The organism is Methylobacterium sp. 285MFTsu5.1 (assembly GCF_000383455.1).
Lineage (GTDB): Bacteria > Pseudomonadota > Alphaproteobacteria > Rhizobiales > Beijerinckiaceae > Methylobacterium.
The window spans coordinates 30,048-47,620 of the sequence record NZ_KB911270.1; the positions used below are offsets into that span (position 1 = coordinate 30,048).

15 protein-coding genes are annotated in these 17,573 nt (G+C 72.7%); 6 read left to right on the top strand and 9 right to left on the bottom strand.

Annotated elements, in window-relative coordinates:
• Window position 1: 1 nt before the first annotated feature.
• Window positions 2–739: a class I SAM-dependent methyltransferase gene (locus H288_RS0100160; protein ID WP_020090574.1), complete on the bottom strand. Its 738-nt coding sequence runs from the start codon at window positions 737–739 to the stop codon at window positions 2–4.
• Window positions 740–778: 39 nt separating this feature from the next.
• On the opposite strand from H288_RS0100160, the gene H288_RS0100165 reads away from it, so the two are divergent.
• The gene (locus tag H288_RS0100165) at window positions 779–1,954 is read left to right on the top strand and encodes a DUF1972 domain-containing protein (protein WP_043711944.1); all 1,176 of its coding nucleotides are present in this window, start codon (window positions 779–781) and stop codon (window positions 1,952–1,954) included.
• 28 nt (window positions 1,955–1,982) lie between these two features.
• Here H288_RS0100165 and H288_RS0100170 read toward each other — a convergent pair whose 3' ends face one another.
• Both H288_RS0100170 and H288_RS0100175 read right to left on the bottom strand, forming a co-directional pair.
• Window positions 1,983–2,573 carry a serine acetyltransferase gene (locus H288_RS0100170; RefSeq protein WP_020090576.1) on the bottom strand — a complete coding sequence of 197 codons (591 nt, stop codon included), beginning with the start codon at window positions 2,571–2,573 and terminating at the stop codon, window positions 1,983–1,985.
• Between the two features lie 8 nt (window positions 2,574–2,581).
• A complete protein-coding gene (locus tag H288_RS0100175) occupies window positions 2,582–3,103 on the bottom strand; it encodes a serine acetyltransferase (protein ID WP_245274457.1) in 522 nt (173 codons plus the stop codon).
• A gap of 209 nt (window positions 3,104–3,312) precedes the next feature.
• Between H288_RS0100175 and H288_RS0100180 the strand changes: the two genes are divergently transcribed.
• From H288_RS0100180 to H288_RS0100195, 4 genes are read left to right on the top strand one after another with little or no spacing between them, the layout of a single operon-like run.
• Entirely contained in the window at window positions 3,313–4,791 is a 1,479-nt protein-coding gene (locus H288_RS0100180) for an oligosaccharide flippase family protein (RefSeq protein WP_026604530.1), read from the top strand.
• Window positions 4,788–5,729, top strand: coding sequence for a glycosyltransferase (locus H288_RS0100185; protein WP_026604531.1), 942 nt, complete (start codon window positions 4,788–4,790; stop codon window positions 5,727–5,729). The genes H288_RS0100180 and H288_RS0100185 overlap by 4 nt, the downstream gene beginning before the upstream one ends.
• Window positions 5,726–7,108: a right-handed parallel beta-helix repeat-containing protein gene (locus tag H288_RS0100190; protein ID WP_020090580.1), complete on the top strand. Its 1,383-nt coding sequence runs from the start codon at window positions 5,726–5,728 to the stop codon at window positions 7,106–7,108. Before H288_RS0100185 ends, H288_RS0100190 begins: the two co-directional genes overlap by 4 nt.
• A gap of 1 nt (window position 7,109) precedes the next feature.
• Window positions 7,110–8,237 (top strand): glycosyltransferase family 1 protein, encoded by a 1,128-nt coding sequence (locus tag H288_RS0100195; protein ID WP_020090581.1) that lies wholly within the window; start codon window positions 7,110–7,112, stop codon window positions 8,235–8,237.
• A 50-nt stretch (window positions 8,238–8,287) separates the two neighbouring features.
• On the opposite strand, the gene H288_RS0100200 is transcribed toward H288_RS0100195, so the two are convergent.
• On the bottom strand, window positions 8,288–9,601 hold the full coding sequence (locus H288_RS0100200) for an MFS transporter (protein ID WP_020090582.1): 1,314 nt from the start codon (window positions 9,599–9,601) through the stop codon (window positions 8,288–8,290).
• Between the two features lie 217 nt (window positions 9,602–9,818).
• On the opposite strand from H288_RS0100200, the gene H288_RS0100205 reads away from it, so the two are divergent.
• Entirely contained in the window at window positions 9,819–10,970 is a 1,152-nt protein-coding gene (locus tag H288_RS0100205) for a demethylmenaquinone methyltransferase (RefSeq protein ID WP_020090583.1), read from the top strand.
• Between the two features lie 9 nt (window positions 10,971–10,979).
• Here H288_RS0100205 and lptB read toward each other — a convergent pair whose 3' ends face one another.
• The 5 genes from lptB to H288_RS0100240 all read right to left on the bottom strand — a co-directional run bounded on the left by lptB (window position 10,980) and on the right by H288_RS0100240 (window position 17,409).
• A complete protein-coding gene (gene lptB, locus H288_RS0100210) occupies window positions 10,980–11,774 on the bottom strand; it encodes an LPS export ABC transporter ATP-binding protein (protein ID WP_234742145.1) in 795 nt (264 codons plus the stop codon).
• 65 nt (window positions 11,775–11,839) lie between these two features.
• The gene (locus H288_RS0100215; RefSeq protein WP_012322357.1) at window positions 11,840–12,511 is read right to left on the bottom strand and encodes an LptA/OstA family protein; all 672 of its coding nucleotides are present in this window, start codon (window positions 12,509–12,511) and stop codon (window positions 11,840–11,842) included.
• Window positions 12,508–13,227: an LPS export ABC transporter periplasmic protein LptC gene (gene lptC, locus H288_RS31980; RefSeq protein ID WP_020090585.1), complete on the bottom strand. Its 720-nt coding sequence runs from the start codon at window positions 13,225–13,227 to the stop codon at window positions 12,508–12,510. The genes H288_RS0100215 and lptC overlap by 4 nt, the downstream gene beginning before the upstream one ends.
• Window positions 13,228–13,456: 229 nt before the next feature.
• Window positions 13,457–15,289, bottom strand: a complete 1,833-nt coding sequence (gene htpG / locus H288_RS0100235; protein WP_020090586.1) for a molecular chaperone HtpG — start codon at window positions 15,287–15,289, stop codon at window positions 13,457–13,459.
• Window positions 15,290–15,420: 131 nt separating this feature from the next.
• On the bottom strand, window positions 15,421–17,409 hold the full coding sequence (locus H288_RS0100240; protein ID WP_026604533.1) for a KUP/HAK/KT family potassium transporter: 1,989 nt from the start codon (window positions 17,407–17,409) through the stop codon (window positions 15,421–15,423).
• Window positions 17,410–17,573 lie beyond the last annotated feature (164 nt).

Genomic DNA, 17,573 nt, shown 5'->3' on the forward strand with positions numbered 1-17,573 from the left:
GTCACGGCCGTTTGCGGATGAACACCATGTGGTAGCCCTTGAAGGGACCCGGCGTGAGCCGGAACAGCAGCTCCCAGAACTTGCCCAGGACGATGTTCTCGCCATGATAGAACGGCTGCCCGTCGAAACTGTAGGTGAAGTGCTCGAACCGGTCAGTTGGGAAAAGCCGCTTCCGCGCCGCCTCCGTGTTCATCGTGTAGAGCGGCACGAACGAGTCGATCTCGACCCGCCGCGGCTCGACGAGGCGCAGCACCCGGGCGTGCAGCCGCTTCGGCACGAGCCGCGCCCCGATCCCGACATAGCCCCAGCGGTTCGGCGTCCAGGCGCAGAGCCAGCCGCCCGGCGCGAGCACCCGGCCGAGCTCCGCCGCGGTGACCTCGGGGTGCTCGATATGCTCGAGGACCGAGAAGGCCGAGATCAGGTCGAAGCTCCCGTCCGGAAATGGCAGCACCCCGTCGTGACCGATCAGCCGGACCTCGTCGGCCGACCGGTTGCCGAGGACCGCCTCGTCGACGTCGCAGGCGACGACCTGGGCGCAGCGCCCCCGGAAGTCGCCGAGGTGCCGCCGCAGTGGGACCGGGTCATCGCTCCACTTGCCGCGCCCCGCGCCGAACTCCATGACCCGCATGTCGGAGCGGAGCAGCGCGTTGACGCGCACGATGTACTCCATCCGGTGGTCGTGCCGGGAATAGCCCCCGGCTCCCATCTCCCGGAACAGACGCTGTTCGACCGTGACCATGCCTCAGGCTCCTCTGAACGTGCTGCGCCGACGGCGCATATGAAATCCGGGGGATCGGGCGGGCGCCCGACAGTGGCGATCCTCGGCACCCGCGGGGTGCCGGCGGCGCACGGGGGGTTCGAGACGCTGGCGGAGCGCCTCGCGCTGGAGCTCGTGGCGCGCGGCTGGCGGGTCGAGGTCTATTGCCAAGTGCGCGAGCCGGCGCCCCCGATGGTCTGGCGCGGGATCCTGCTGATCCCGGTCGCGGTCCGGGGCGACGGCGCCGTCTCGACGATCGTGTTCGACCTGAAATGCACCCTGCGGGCGGCCTTCCGGCCGGCCCTGCCCCTCGTGCTCGGCTACAACACCGCGGTGTTCTCGCTGCTCTACCGGCTGACCGCCAAGCGCAGCGTGATGAACATGGACGGCATCGAGTGGAAGCGCGACCGCTGGTCGAAGCCCGCCAAGGCCTGGTTCTGGCTGAACGAGCGGCTCGGCAGCCTGTTCTCGACCCACCTCGTGGCGGACCATCCGGAGATCGCCCTGCACCTCGCCCGCCGGACCTCGGCCGCCCGGATCACCACCATCGCGTACGGCGCCGACCCGGTGCTGGAGGCCTCGACCGAGCCGCTGGCGACGTTCGGCCTGCGCCCGCGGGATTACGGCCTGCTGATCGCCCGGGTGGTGCCCGAGAACCTCGTGCTCCAGATCGTCCGGGCCTGGAGCGAGGTCCGGCCGGGCCTGCCGCTGCTCGTGCTGGGCAAGCTCGCGGAGTCCGACCCGTACCACTGCGCCGTCCGCGCGGCGGGCGGGCCGGACGTGATCTTCGCCGGCGCGATCTACGAGGCCGAGCGCGTGGCCGCACTCCGCTTCCACGCCCGGTTCCACATCCACGGCCACACCGTTGGCGGGACCAACCCGTCGCTGGTCGAGGCGCTGGGGGCGGGCTCGCCGATCCTCGCCCACGACAACCCGTTCAACCGCTGGGTGGCGGGGCCGCAGGCGCTGTACTTCGGTGACGAGACCGAGCTGCGGCGGGGCATCCTCGGCCTGGTCCGGGCCGGGCCGCGCCGCCTCGCGGTCATGGGCGAGGCGTCCCGTCGCCGCCACGCCGAGGCGTTCACGTGGCGCGGCATCTTCGACGCCTACGAGCGCGTGCTGCGCCGCCAGCTGGCGCCCAGGCGCCAGGGCCGGGAGGCGCGGCCGGCCGTCCGCCGCGAGCACGGGCGCGCGTGAGCCGGGCACCGGCCCGGCGCGTCCGGATCTAGCGCCCACGGCCCGCCTCCGGGCCGCGGCCGCCGCTGCGGAGCTGCCGCTGGACCAGCATCGTCACGGTGCCGGCCGGGACGTCCCGGAGGCTGCAGACCCCGATCCCGATCGTCGCGCCCGCGCCGATGGCAACCGCCCCCTGCACGGCGGCGTGCGCGCCGACCACGGCGCCGTCGCCGAGACGGGGGCCGTCGGCGGGGAACGGCTGGCTCGGGAAGACCCAGTCCCGCGGCCCGACCAGGGTGCCGGGGAGGAGCGTCAGGTCGGCGCCCCCGGTGCCGCAGAAGGCGACCCGCGCCGGGTGCGGCACGAACAGCCCGGGCCCGAGGCGCGAGCCCGGATGCAGGCAGGCGCCGGTCAGCCGCAGGGACAGGTCCGCCACCAGGGCGGCGCAGCGGCGCCAGCCCCGGCCGTGCAGCAGGTGCGCGGTCCGGTGGAGGATCGCCACCTGCATGGCCGGCAGCGTGAGGTGCATCGCGCGCCGCAGCCGCGAGGTCGGCTTGCCCCCCGTCGTCTGGCGCAGGACGCGGGCGAAGTCGGCCGCCAGGAGGCGCCGCAGGCCCGGCAGGGTGACGTGGTCGGTCATCGGGCCGCTCACGCCGCGCCCCCCCGGCCGGGAAGCGGCCGCCAGGGCTGCGGCATGACCTCCTCGTCGGCCTGGACGGGCTTGAGGATGGTGGTCCGCGGGCCGATCCGGGCCCGGTCACCGATCGGGACGGCGCCGAGCACGATGGCGCCCGCCTCCAGGACGACGTCGTCGCCCAGCACCGGCAGGCCGGGGCCGCCGCCGATGTCCTGATCGGGCTCCTTCAGCAGGCCGCCGATGGAGGCCTGGATCCCGAAGGCGGCGTCGCGGCCCACGGCGCCGGCGATGACCGTCCCGTAGGGCTGCGGCAGGAACAGGCCGCCGGCGATGCGGCTGGAGGGCGGGATGTCGGCGCCCGTCCACCAGCCGTTCACCAGCCACAGCAGCCACGCCGCCATCCGCCATCCGCGCTCGTGGGCGTAGCGGGACAGGCGGTAGAGCCAGACCGCGTGGTAGCCCCGGCGCAGGCGGGCCGGTCCGCCGCCGCGGCGGCGCCAGTGATCGCGGTCGGCGGACAGGGCAGCCCGCACCTCGGCCCACCGGAGACGCCCCGCCTCCGCGTCCACTCCGCGCGAGAGACGCAGATCCGGTCCAGCGGCTGTCTCGGACATACGCAGTCCTCCGGTTTTTCCCAACGCGACAACTCTGCAACCATAAATTGAGCTTGCGGTTGCAAGCCATACGCAGCCTGCCACGATGCAATCGTAGGTCGCAGTTTTCAGTCAGGCTTCACCGAGAGATGCTTCGCTTGGTAAACCGATTGTCGGGACGGAGGCGCGCCGGCGGGCTGCGCTACGGCGCGAACCTGCTCGGTCAGGCGGCGGGGCGCGGCGTCTACCTCGCGGCCGGCTTCGCGGCCTTCGTGATGGTCGGCCATTTCGCCGGCCCGGCGGCGCTGGGCCGCTACGGCCTCGCCCTGGCGATCCTCGCGGTGGCGCTGATCGCGGCGGATTTTGGCACCACCCTGACCTTCGGGGCGCGGCTCGGCGCGATCGGGCCGGAGATGCGGGCGGCCGAATTCGGCCGGATGCTGTCGGCGCGCCTCGTCCTCGGTCTCGGGACCGGCGCCGCACTCCTCGGTGTCCTGCCGATGCTGCCGGACGCGATCCGGCCCGCCCTGGCGCTGGCCGCTCTCCTCATGCCGCTCGCGGCCGCCCGCTTCCTCGACGCCCTGTTCCAGGTCTGCGGGCGCCCGGGCTGGTCCGTCTGGCCGTCGCTCGCCAACGCCGCCCTGCTGGTCGGCGGGACGGCACTCGCGCTCTGGCTGCAGCTTCCGGAGGCGGCGCTCAGCCTCGTGGCGGTGGCCGCCGGCATCGCGTACGGCGCGGTCGGGCTGGCGCTGGCGCTGCGCCTCGTGCCCGCCCGCCCCGCCTCGCTGCCGCACGCGCTCGCGACGATCCGGGCCGCGGCGGGGGTGGGCGTCTCGAACGCCCTCGGCTCGCTCAACGGTCGGATCAGCTTGATGATGCTGGCCGCCTTCGCGGGCGCGGCCGAGCTCGGCCAGTTCACGGCCGGCTTCCGGTTCTTCGAGCTCGGCGCCGCGGTGGCGATCACCCTGTGCGCCCCGCTGGTGCCGGTCTTCGGGCGCGCCGTCGGGCCCCTGGTCGACGGACGGTCGCGCGCCGGCACGACCGCCCTGCGCGCGCGGGTCCGCGGCGCGCTGGTCCCGATCCTCGCCGCGTCCTGCGCCGGAGCGGTGGCGACCTGCGCCCTCGCGGAGCCGCTGGTGCGCCTCGCCTTCGGCCCGGATTTCGGCCGCGCCGTCCCGGTGCTGCGCATCGCCACCGGGATGAGCGTCCTGCTGATCGCCGCCACGATCCTGTTCGCGGGCCTCGTCCCGCTGGGCCGGACCGGCTTCGCGGTGCGCGGGAGCGCGGCGGCCTGCGCCACGAACCTCTTCGCCTGCACGCTGCTGATCCCCTGGGATCCGCTCCTCGGCGCGGGCATCGCCGCGCTGCTCGCCGAGGCCGCGATGCTCGGCGTCCTGGCCCAGGCCTTCTGGCGGGAGGCCGGACCGCCCCTCGCCCTGGCCGACGTGCCGATCCTCGCCGCGCCGGCCCTCCTCACCGTCCTCGCCTGGGCCGCCGGTCCCGCCGCCCTGGCGCCCGCGGCGGTGCCCGCCGCCGCGGCCCTCTCGGCCGCCCTCGCGGGGTGGCTGTGCCTGCGCCGCGCCCCGACCGATCCCCTCGACCTCCCGCTCCCGGAAGCCTCCTCATGAGCGATCGACCCGTGCTCTCGGTCATCATCCCGACCTACAACCGCGCCGACACGCTGCGCCTGTGCCTGAGGGCCTTCGACCGGCAGGAGACGGACGCGCCCTTCGAGATCGTCGTCTGCGACGACGGCTCGACCGACCACACCGGGACGGTCGTCAGCCGCGCCGTCGCCACGGCCCGGATCCCCGTGGTGCACCTGCGCCAGGAGAATGCCGGGGCGAACGCCGCCCGCAACCGCGCCATCGCGGCGGCGCGGGGCGAGCGCCTCCTGATCGTCAACGACGACACGATCCCGGTCCCGAGCCTCGTCGAGGCGCACCGGCTCGCCCACGCCCGGCGGGGCGGTCGTGAGACAGCGATCCTCGGACGGATGACGATCGACCCCGCCCTGCCCTTCTCGCCCTTCTCGGCGCTCCACCACGACGCCTCCTACGACGCGCTGGCGGGCCGCGACGCGGTCGGCTGGGACGCGTTCCTGACCTGCAACGTCAGCGTCGACCGGCGCTTCCTGGAGGAGGCGGGCGGCTTCGACCCGAAGCTGTTCTGGCACGAGGACATCGAGCTCGGCGAGCGGCTGGCCCGGCGCGGCATGCGCCTGTTCTACGCGCCCGAGGCGCTGGGCTACCACCACCACCTCCTGGACGAGGCGGCCTACCTGCGGATCGCCGAGCGCGAGGGCGCGGCGCTGGTGCTGTGGTATCGCAAGCGCCCGGACCTCGTGGCGGATCTCGGCCGGCTCGGCCTCGTCGGGCCGCCGCCGCTGGGCGCGGCGGCGCGCCACCGGGTCGCCGACCTCGCCATGCCGCAGGCGCTCCTGCCCGGCTGGCAGATGGCGGCGCGCGCGCTGACGCGGATCAGCCCCGAGGCCGGCCGCAGCGTGTGGCGGCGGCTGTTCCAGCGGCGCAAGCGCCTCGCCATCGCCCGGGCGCTCGCGGCATGAGTTGGCCCCGCACGGTCCTCGGCGGCGCCCTGTCGGCCCTGCTCCTGCCGGTCCTGTCCGCCTGCGGGCCGGCCGACGCGCAGGTGCAGCAGAACATCCTGGTCGATCCCGCCGGCGGCGCGAAGCCCGGCTACACCACGGTGGCGCGGCTCGCCGACGTGCCCTTCGCCAGTCTCGGTCCCGGATCGAGCGTGCTGGTCCGGGGCGGCAGCTACGGCGACGTCGTGTTCGTCGGGTCCCGCGGGACCGCGGCGGCGCCCGTGACGGTGGCGGCAGAACCCGGCACGCAGCCGCGGCTGTCCAACTCCGTGGTGTTCGAGAACGCCACCTACGTCACGGTCACGGGCCTGAGCGTCCAGGGCGCGGTCAATTCCGGCTTCATCATCCGCCGGGGATCGAGCCATGTCACGGTCGCGGGCTCGACCGTGTCCCGCTCCGGCCTGGGGATCTGGATCGGCGACGGTGCCGGGGCGGGTCACCGCATCACCGGCAACACCCTCGCCGACAACCAGACCCACGGCGTGGCCGTCGACGTGATCAACGCGCCCGCAGAGGATCCGAGCTTCATCCTCGACAACACCGTGACCGGCAACGGCATCCACGGGATGGAGATCAACGGTTCCGGCTACGTCGTGGAGGGCAACCGCGTCTCGGGCAACGGCGTGGGGATGTCGGGCACCTCGGGCATCCACGTCTACGCCAAGGACGCCGCCCAGGACGCCGGCGACCGCAACATCATCCGGTACAACATCGTCACCGGCCAGAAGGAGACGACCGGCCAGGACGGCAACGGAATCCAGATCGACCAGTGGTGCGACGGCAACATCGTCGCGTTCAACGTCGCGGCCGACAACGACGGCGCCGGGATCAACCTGTTCGACGCCGGCTCCAACACGGTGGTCAACAACTCGACCACCGGCAACATGCGCGATTCCGGCGGCAAGCACGTCTATCGCGGCGAGATCGTGCTGGCCTCCGACTACACCAAGCAGGTCGACCGCACGTCGAACAACCGGGTGCTCAACAACATCGCCTACGCGACCCGGCCGAACGTGGCCGCGATCGTGGTCGAGGCGACCACCACCGACAACAACAACGCGATCGGGCCGAACTTCCTCGGCAGCGCCGTCGGCGCCCCGCTCTACCGCTGGGGCACGCAGGCCACCGGCGACGGGGCGAGCCTGCCGCTCAACGGTCAGGGTCCCGACCTCACCGGCACGCCCGCCTTCCGCGATCCCGCGAACCCCATGGCCGGCGGGCTCGCCCTGACGGCGCCCCCGGCCCGCGCCGGCATCCCGCTCGGCGCCACCCGCGACATCGCCGGCCAGGCCTACGCCCCCGGCGAGGCCCCGACCTTCGGCGCCTACAGGAACCCGTAACATGCTTCGCATCGGCATCGACGCGCACGTGCTCACCGGCAAGCCGCAGGGCAGCCGGACCTGGCTCGTGAACATCATCGGGCGCGCCGCCGCGCGCCACCCGGACGCCACCTACGTGGTGTATTCCGGCGACCCGGAGGCCTGCGCCCGCATCGTCTCGGGCGACAACATCGAGCACCAACGGCTGCCGCGCGTGCCCGCGACCGTGCGGCTGACCCTGGTCTGGCCGTGGCTGTTCCTGCGCGACCGTCTGGACACGCTGCTGACCACCTACATCGCCCCGCCGCTGGTGCCGGGCGACCGGCAGGTGGTGGTGGTCCACGATATCCTGTTCGAGACGCATCCCGAGTTCTTCCCCTGGTCGATGCGCTGGCGGAACAAGATCCTGACCCGGCTCTCGGCGCGGCGCGCCAAGCTGGTCCTGACCATCTCCGACTACAGCCGCGACTCCATCGCCAACGTCTACGGCATCGCGCGGGAGCGCATCGCCGAGGTGCGCTGCGGCTCCACGCCGCCGCAGGCGGTCACGGAGCGGACGCCGCTCGCCGACGGGCGCCCCTACCTGCTGATGGTCGGCCGGCTGGAGCCGCGGAAGAACCTCGGCCTCGTCCTCGACGCCTTCGCGCGGCTGCCGCAGGGCGCGGCCCGGCTGATCGTGGTCGGCAAGGGCGACGGCGAGCGGCCCGAGACCCTCGACCGCCTCGCCCGGACGCCGGACGCGGTGCACATCGCCGGCATCGACGACCGGGGCCTGTCCGACCTCTACGCCCGGGCCGCCGCCCTGGTCTTCCCGAGCCGCGGCGAGGGCTGGGGCATCCCGGTGCTCGACAGCCTCGCCCGGGGAACCCCCGTCATCGCCTCGAGCCTGACGGCCATCCCGGAAGCCGGCGGCAGCGCGGCGAGCTACTTCGACCCGGACGCGCCCGACCGAGTCGACCGTCTCGCGGAGCTGATGGGCGCGGCGGTCGAGGGGCGGCTGCCCTTCGACGCCTGCGCCGCGCGGGCCCACGCGGCGCGCCACGACTGGGACGGGCCGGCCGCCACCTTCGTCGACCTGATGCGCCGGAGCTTCACGGCCCGCACGCATCTGCGCGACCTGATCCTGGCCGCGCCGAACCTGCGGGGGTGAAGCGTGGGGGTGACGCGCGGGGGTGACGCGAGAGGGCGCCGTCGGCTCGCCTAGCGCGCGGCCCCGAGCGCGCCGACGGCGGGGCTCTCCGGACCCTCGTCGGCGATGGGATCCTGGATCAGCGTCCAGTAGCCCAGGGCCGCCACCAGGGCGATCACGGCGCCGGTGATGAAGGCCATGGAGAAGTGGCCCGTGCCGCCGACGATGAAGCCCGTCACGGTCGGCGCCAGGGCGCCGCCGATGTAGCCGCCGAAATTCTGCATGGCGCCGAGCGACGCCGTGCAGCTGGCCGGCGCCGCCACGGAGGCCATCGCCCAGGCCGACGACGAGCTCATGTAGACCAGGAACAGCGAGGCCGAGATGCAGGCGATCGCGAGGGTGTCGCTCGGCGTCAGCGCCGCCACCACCGTGAACGCGGCGGTCGCCACCAGGGAGCCGACCATCGGGATCTTGCGGCTGCGGATCGGGTCGACGCCGCGGCGGACGAGGACATCCACGACGCGACCGCCCAGGATCCCGCCCAGCACGCCGAAGGCGAAGGGGATCGAGCCGACGAGGCCAGTCTTCTGCAGGGTGAAGTGCCGCTCGATCTCGAGGTAGCTCGGCAGCCACGCGGTGTAGAGCCACGTCATGTAGATGCAGCCGAAATAGCCGACGATCATCCCCCAGCTGGTGCGGAACCCGAAGAGCCGCCGCCACGCGCTCCAGGTGACCGCGCGGCCGGCGTTCGGAGCATCGCCCTCCTCCAGGAAGGCCCGCTCCCCCGGCGTGAGGTCGGTCTCGCGCGGGTTGCGGAACACGAGGTAGACGATCGCCGCGAGGACGAGGCCGGCCGCGCCCATGATGACGAACATCGCCCGCCAGCCGAAGCTCACCATCAGGAAGGTCAGCAGCGGCAGAGCCAGGAAGGTCCCGAGCGAGGAGGCGCAGTTCCAGATCCCCGTGGCGGTGCCGCGCTGGCGGATGTTGAACCAGTCGCGGCTGACCCGGGCGCAGGTCGGGAAATGCGGCGCCTCGCCGATTCCGAGGACGATCCGGGCGCTCACGAACTGCCAGAACGACGTCACCGCGCCGCCGAGCATCTGGCCGAACGACCAGCAGGTCAGGCCGAGCGTCAGCGTCAGGCGCGGGCCGAGCCGGTCGGCGAGCGCCCCGGCCGGCAGCTGGGCGAAGGCGTAGGCCCAGAGGAAGGCCGAGAGCAGCAGGCCCATGTCGGGGATCGAGAGGCCGAGATCCTCGCGGATCAGCGGGTTGGCCACCGCGAGGGTCGCCCGGTCGACGTAGTTGACGACGCCCGCGGTCACCAGCAGGGCGAGCGAGATCGTCTGGATGCGGCGCACGCGCGGCGTTGCGGCCAGGGCCATCGTGTCCTCCCCGAATGACGGGCCCCTTGGGGGTCTCCGCGGCCGGCCGGTCCTTCGCGACTCGTGGCAGCCGGGGAGCATTCTGCACCGAACGCCGCCGGACGGAAGGGCCGCCGCCCCTCGCCTCGCGGCGCCGGGCGTCGTAGACGGGCCGCCCCTCGCCTCGCGGCGCCGGGCGTCGTAGACGGGCCGCTCCGTCACCCTCCGAGTCCGCCCGTTGCGCCTGATCCAGATCACCCACCACGACCTCGACGGCTACGGCGCCTCGACGGTCGCCGCCGCCTGCGCCCCGGTCGAGCGCGTCGTCCACGTGCCCCGCTACAGCGATGTCGGCCCGGTCTTCGAGGACGAGATCCGGCGCCTCGGCCGCGCGGCGGAGCGCGAGATCCTGCTGATGACCGACCTCGGCCTGGAGGAGCAGACCATCGCGGGCCTGAAGAAGTTCGCCGCGATGAACCGGCGCCGCGAGGACGGGCAGAAGCACCGCCTCGTGGTCCTCGACCACCACGCCTCCTCCCTCGACCAGATGCGGCGCCTGGGCCTGGATGCGGCACCCGACGCCGAGCGGCCGGCGCTCCACCGGATCGACCTGGGCGACCCCGAGATCGCCGTGCTGATCGAGGACGACATCTGCGCCACGCGGATGGCCTTCGAGCACCGGTCCCTGTTCGCCGCGCACGAGCCCGCGACCGACCTGTCGAGCCTGCTCACCGCGGTCGACGCCCTCGACCTGTGGCGCAAGGAGAGCCCCGCCTTCCGGGGCGGCCTGGCCCTGGACGAGCTGTTCTGGGAGGTCGTGTCGAGCTACGTGCCGGTCGGGCATCCCTGGCACGACCGGTTCGTGTCCGAGATCCTGCTCGCGGCCGCCGCCGCCCTGCGGGACGGGGCGAGCCCGGCCGAGCTGGAGCGCCGCGCCTCGGCGCTGCGCGCCGGCGTGGTCGACACCCTGCTGCGCGACGCGCCGGACGACGATCCGGCGCTGACGACGCGCATGCGGCTCGCCCGGGCGCTCGCCCGCTCGGATTCCCTGTTCCGCCCGCTGAAGGACGGCACGCTCCTGTCCTTCGCCCTCGATTCGGGTACCTTCCAGCGGGTCTCCGACCTGATCATGGACGCGGGCCGGGCCAAGCGCGTGGTCAACGTCCAGCGGATGGGCACGCTGTCGTTCCGGTCCAACGACGGCACGGCGCTCGACGGCGCCCGCCTGTTCCGCGGCGGCGGCCACCGCGACGCGGCGGGCGGCCGGCTCCAGAGCGGCTCGGCCTTCTCGATGGCGGACGCGATCGCCCAGGTGGAGCCGGTACTGAACCCGGAGAAGCCGGCCGGCTCGGACAGCCCCTTCGCGGCGCTGAAGAACTGGAAGGGCTGAGCGGCCGGCCTAGAGCCGGAAATCCTCGCCGAGATAGAGCCGGCGCGCGTCCGGGTTCGCCACGATCTCCTCGGGCGTGCCCTCCGTGAGGATTCGGCCGGAATGGGCGATGTAGGCGCGGTCGATCAGGCCCAGCGTCTCGCGGACGTTGTGGTCGGTGATCAGCACGCCGATGCCGCGCTGCTTCAGATGCTTCACCAGATCCTGGATGTCGCCGACCGCGATCGGGTCGATGCCCGCGAAGGGCTCGTCCAGCAGCATGAAGGTCGGCGAGGAGGCGAGCGCCCGGGCGATCTCGCAGCGCCGCCGCTCGCCGCCCGAGAGCGCGATCGAGGGCGACTTGCGCAGGCGCGCGATGTCGAATTCCTCGAGCAGGGAATCGAGCTTGCGCGCGCGCGTCTTGCGATCGGGCTCGACCACCTCCAGCACCGCGCGGATGTTGTCCTCCACGGTGAGCCCGCGGAAGATCGAGGCCTCCTGCGGCAGGTAGCCGATCCCGAGCCGCGCCCGCTGGTACATGGGCAGGTGCGTGATCGGCAGGCCGTCCAGGGTGATGTGGCCGCGGTCGGCCGCCACAAGCCCGGTGATCATGTAGAAGATCGTGGTCTTGCCGGCGCCGTTCGGCCCGAGCAGTCCGACGGCTTCGCCGGTGCGCACGGTGAGGCCGGCCTCGTGGACGACCGTGCGGGCGCCGTAGCTCTTGCGCAGGCCGCGCACGCTGAGGATGCCGAGGCCACCCTCATCGGCCGCGGACCAGCCGTCGGACTCGGCGGCCTCGTTCGGCCGCGCGCGCCGGCCGAACAGGCGGCCGAGCCAGCCCGTCCGGCCCGCCGGCTCCTGCGGGCCCGCCTGGAACGCCACGGCGCCGCTCAATCGACCTGCGCCTTCGGCCTGGGCGGCGGCTGGGTGCAGCCCTTCGCCTTGCCGTCCTTGGCGTCGGACTTCTCTCCGGGCACGAACAGGGCCGAGACGCGCCCCCCCGCCACCGGGTCCATGTTCGCGCGCCCGGTGTTCATGTCGTAGACGAGCCGCTGCCCGCGGGTGACGTTCTGGCACTGGCTCAGGACGACGTTGCCGGTCAGCACGATCCGCTTGGCGTCCTGGTCGAACACCGCGTGGTCACCGGTGGCGACCTGATCCTTCTGCACCACCGTCACCGGCCCGGCGCAGTCGACCTTCTGAATCCCGTTCTCGGCAGGGTTCCGCGGCGCCGCGTCAGCGCCCTCGTCCCGCGCTTCAGTCTTGGCGTCGCCCCTGGCGCCCTTGCCGGGGGCGTCCCTGCCGCGCTTGTAGGTCACCGTCATGGTCGAGCAGCGGATGGTGCTGTCGCCCTGCACGGCCACGACGTTGCCGGCGAAGACCGCCTTGTTCTCCCGGTCGAACACGTCGAGCCGGTCGGCGTCGATCTTGATCGGATCCTTGCCGCCGCCGCCGATATTGCCGAAGGGCGAATCTTTCCGCGCCGGCTTCTCGGCCAGCGCCGGGCCGGCGAGGAGCAGCCCGGCCGCCAGGGCGGCCCAGAGGGTGCGGGCGGCTCTCATCGGGCACCGTCCGCGGCTTCGGCGTCCGAGGTCAGAATGCGGGCCTGCGGCTTCTCCGCCTGCTCCTCGTTCGCGATGACCACGTGGACGTTGCCGATGAAGGAGATCCGCTTGCCGTTCTCGACGACGTCGAGGGTGTCGGCCTTCACGTTGGCCCGCGGGCTCGAGACCGTGACGGGCTCCTGCGATCTGATGGACCCGGTCTTGAACGCGACGGCGGCGGAGCGCAGGCGCGCCTCCTCGCCCTTGTCGGTCCAGATGCGGATGTCGTCCTTCAGGTCGAGCGCCTCGCGGGCGGTGTCGAACAGGCCCGACGTCGCCGAGAGGCGGGCGATGCCGCCCTGATCGTCGGTGGCGATGTGGCCGCGCATCTGCTGCAGCTCGATCTGGCTCGGCTTGCGCACGTCCTGGAGCGCGGCGTCGGCCGTCACCTCGTAGCCGCGGGTGCCCTGGCGGAAGCCCGAGAGCCGCGGATTCTCCATGCGGACCTTCGAACCGGCCAGCGTCACCGGACCGACCGAGACGCCCGGCAACGGTGCCGCGAAGGGGTTGAACAGGTAGGCCAACAGCAGCGCCACCGCGCCGCCGGCGACCACCGGGATCAGCCGGCGCATGGCGCGCACGCGTCCGCTGTGGCGATACGCCCGGGCGTGGGCCCGGGTCCGCGCCGCCGCGACCGCCTGTCCGTTGCCGGCTTCAGCCTCGACCGGGTTCATGCAGCGTCCGTGAGGCGCGCCCGAGGCGCGCGAGAGGGTTCGGCTCAGACGCCTGCGGCCCCCACCGCGCCCGCGCCATCGGCCGGGCAATGATCCCGACCGGTGGCGAAGTTATGGCTTGACCATTTCCGAATGATCAACCGAACCCACAATCATCCCGAACGGAGGTGTGTGGAGACACACGCCGCGCGCGGCCTCCCGGCGGCGCGCGGCGCGGGTCTCCGTAGTCCTACGCGCCCCGCGCGGCCGCGAGGGCCGCCGCCACCGTGCGGGCGAAGGCCGCCGGGTCGCGGGGGCTGTCGCCGTCCTGGATGCGGGCGAGGTCGAGGAGCGTGCCGGCGGCCTGCGGCACCTCCGATTCGGGCGCCGCGGCCAGCGCCCGGACCAGCGGGTGGCGCGGGTTGATCTCCAGAACCGGCTGCCCGGCGCCGGCCCGCCCGGCCCGGCGCATGAGCCGCTGCATCTGCAAGTCGGGCCCGCCGCTGCCGGCCGAGAGAACCACGGCCGAATCCACGAGCCGGTCGGTGGTGCGCACGTCCGAGACCTCGGCGCCGAGGGCCGTCTTCACGGCGGCGACGAAGGCGTCGATGCCCTCGGGCGCCTCCGGCTGCTCGCCCTCGAGCGCGAATTTCGAGAGGTCGAGCCCCCCCTTGGTGATCGAGCGGAGCGGCTTCCCGTCGAAGGTGCCGAGCTGATCGGGCCAGAAGGCGTCGACGTGGTCGGAGAGGAGCAGCACCTCGAGGCCGCGGGCCCGGAAGCCCTCCAGTTGCGGCGACGACTTCAGCGCCTCGGCATCGTCGGCGACGAGGTAGTAGATCGCCTCCTGGCCGTCCTTCATGCGGGACACGTAGTCGGGCAGCGAGGTCCAGCCCTCCACCGCCGAGGAGCGGAAGCGCAGGAGCGGCGCGATCTCGCCCCGACGCTCGAAATCCTCGTAGATGCCCTCCTTGAGGACGGGGCCGAAGTTCTCCCAGAAGGACTGGTAGCCCTCCGCGTCCTTGGCGCGGGTGGTGAGTTCGGAGACGACGCGCCCGGTAACCGCGCGGCGGATCCGGGCGAGCGCCGGGGTCGACTGCAGCATCTCGCGGGAGACGTTCAGCGGCAGGTCCTCGGTGTCGACCACGCCTTGGACGAAGCGCAGCCACGGCGGCAGCAGTTCGGCCTCGTCGGTGATGAACATCCGTCGGACATGGAGCCGGACCTTGCTCTGCCGCTCGTTCTCGAGGGCCTGGAACGGCTTCGAGCCGGGGATGAAGAGCAGGGCGGAGAACTCGAGCTGACCCTCGGCGCGCCAGTGAAGCGTCGCCCACGGCTTGTCGAAGTTCATGCCGATGGAGTGGTAGAATTCCTCGTACTGCTCCTCGGTGACCTCGGACTTCGCCTTGCGCCAGAGCGCGGTGCCCTGATTGGCCGACTCGTCCTTGCCGTCGCGCACGACGGCGATCGGCACGGTGATGAAGTCGGCCCATTTCCGCACCAGATGGTCGAGGCGGTAGGGCTCGAGGTACTCGTCGGCATCCGCCTTGAGGTGCAGGACGATGTCGGTGCCGGGTTCGGCCCGCGTGGCCGGCTCCAGCGTGTAGCTGCCCTGCCCTTCCGAGGCCCAGGTCCAAGCCTCGTCGCTGCCGGCGCGGCGCGACGTGACGGTGACTCGGTCGGCGACCATGAAGGCCGAGTAGAAGCCGACGCCGAACTGGCCGATCAGGCTCGGCCGGTCCTCGGCCTTGGCGGATTCCAGCGTCTGCGAGAAGGCCCGCGTGCCGGAGCGCGCGATGGTCCCGAGGTTGGTGGCGAGATCCTCCTTGGTCATGCCGATGCCGGCGTCCGACACGGTCAGGGTCCGCGCCTCTTTGTCGGGCGCGATGCGGACCTTGGCGTCCGGCGGCAGCGCGCTCGCCGCCGAGGTCAGGGCCTCGAACCGCCGCCGGTCCATGGCGTCGGCCGCGTTGGCGACGAGTTCGCGCAGGAAGATCTCGCGGTCGGAGTAGAGCGCGTGCACGACGAGGTCGAGGAGGCGTCCCACCTCCGCCCCGAATTCGTGCCGCTCGATCGTCTCGCTCACGGGTGATGCCTCCGCTGTGGGGAAATTGCGGTGGCGATATGCTGGCGAACGGGGCCGTTTTCAATGCGAAAGAGGGCCGGCCCCGGCCTCCGACGCGCGCCGCGGGCAGCGCCCCCGCGCGCCGCGGCCGGTCAGATCTCGATCTCGGTGCCCACCTCCACGATCTGCCGGGTCGGCAGGCCGAAATGGGCGCCGGTGCGCTCGGCGTTCCGCTTCATGAAGGCGAACAGGCCCTCCCGCCACGGCGCCATGCCGGGATGGGTCGGCGACGGGATCACCACCTCGTGGCCCACGAAATACGTCATGTCCTCCAGGTATTCCGGCGGCAGCAGCCCGCTCGCCACCGCGCATTGCAGCCCCTCGGGGATCGAGGCGGTCTGCATGAAGCCGTAGCGCAGCACGACGCGCTCCATGCCGGGCGTGTACTTCGAGATCGCCTTGCGGATCCCCTGCGCCACCAGCGTCACCTGCGCCCGCTCGCTCGCCGGGATCACCGGCTCCTCCTCGTAGACGACGGTGATCAGCAGGATCCGCTCGTGCAGGCAGCGGCTGCGCTCCAGCAGGCGGCCGAGCGCCATCGGGATGCCCTCGGTGGCGGCGGTCAGGAAGGCCGCGGTGCCGGGCAGCGTCACCGGCGGGTGCGAGCCGAGGCTGGAGAGGAAGGAAGCCTCGGACATGCGCATGGTCTGGCGGACGGATTCGAGGACGTGGTTGCCCTTCATCCAGGTCAGCATCAGGAAGGCGACCACGCCGGCGAGCAGCAGCGGAAACCAGCCGCCCTCGAACAGCTTCACGCTGTTGGCGGAGAAGAACACGAGGTCGATGCCGAGGAAGAATCCGTTGACCGCGAGGACCAGGACCGGGTTGTAGCCCCAGCGGAGCGCGATCAGCGCGGCGAGCAGCGTGGTGATGCCCATGAGCGCCGAGACCGCGATGCCGTAGGCGCCGGCCAGGGCGTCGGAGGAGCCGAACACCACCACGGCCGTCAGGGTCGCCACGGCGAGCAGCCAGTTCACCGCCGGCACGTAGATCTGGCCGCGCTCGTCCTCATCGGTGTGCACCACCCGCATCATCGGCATGAAGCCGAGCTGGATCGACTGCTGGGTGAGCGAGTAGACGCCCGAGATCACCGCCTGCGAGGCGATGACGGTCGCCATCGTGGCGAGCGCCACCAGCGGGTAATGCGCCCAGTCCGGCGCGAGCCGGTAGAACGGGTTCTCGATCGCGCTCGGGTCGGCGATGATCAGCGCGCCCTGGCCGCAATAGTGGATCAGCAGCGCCGGCAGCACGAGGCCGAACCACGCGATCCGGATCGCCGGGGCGCCGAAATGGCCGAGATCGGCGTACATCGCCTCGCCGCCGGTCACCGCCAGGAAGGCCGCGCCGAGCATCAGGAAGCTGACATGCCAGCCGGCATGGATCAGGAAGTCCACCGCCCGGAACGGGTTGGCCGCCGCCAGGATCTCCGGCGCGTGCAGGATGCTCGGGACCGCGAGCAGGACCAGGACGACGAACCAGACGAGCATGACCGGCCCGAACACCCGCCCGATGGCGGCGACGCCCTTGTGCTGGACCAGGAACAGACCGACCAGGATGGCGAGGGTGATCGGCACGACGTACGGCCCGAGCGCCGGCGCGTCGATCTTCAACCCCTCGATCGCCGACAGCACCGAGATCGCCGGCGTGATCGCGCCGTCGCCGTAGAGCAGGGCCGCGCCGACCAGCCCGACCACCAGCAGCAGCGCCTTCCACGTGCCAGGCCGGGCGTGCCGCGCGCCGAGCAGCGCCAGCATGGCGACGATGCCGCCCTCGCCGCGGTTGTCGGCGCGCAGGATCAGCACCGCGTATTTCAGCGACACGATCAGGATCAGCGACCACAGGATCAGCGACACCGCGCCGGTGGCCGCCGCCGGCACCGAGGCGCCGCCGCTGGTCGCGGCCTTCACGGCCTCCTTGAACGCGTAGAGCGGGCTCGTGCCGATGTCGCCGTACACGACGCCCAGCGCGCCCAGCATCAGCGCGCCGCCGGGCCCGTGCCGGACCGCGCCGGGCTTGCGCGCCACCGGCGCCGCCGGACGATCGACCGCCGGGGCAGCCGCGGAAGGCAGGGCTTGGCTCACGGTCGGGTCCGGTCGATGGCGTCGCGGTTGACCGAAATCTTAGCGAGTCGGTCGCGCGGCGATAGACTCGGCAGATCTCCCGAGCGACCGCGGCGAAGACTTGTCACCCGAACGTGATGACAGTCGAGCGACCGCTTCGGCCCCGCCGCGCCGGCGGCGCGCGG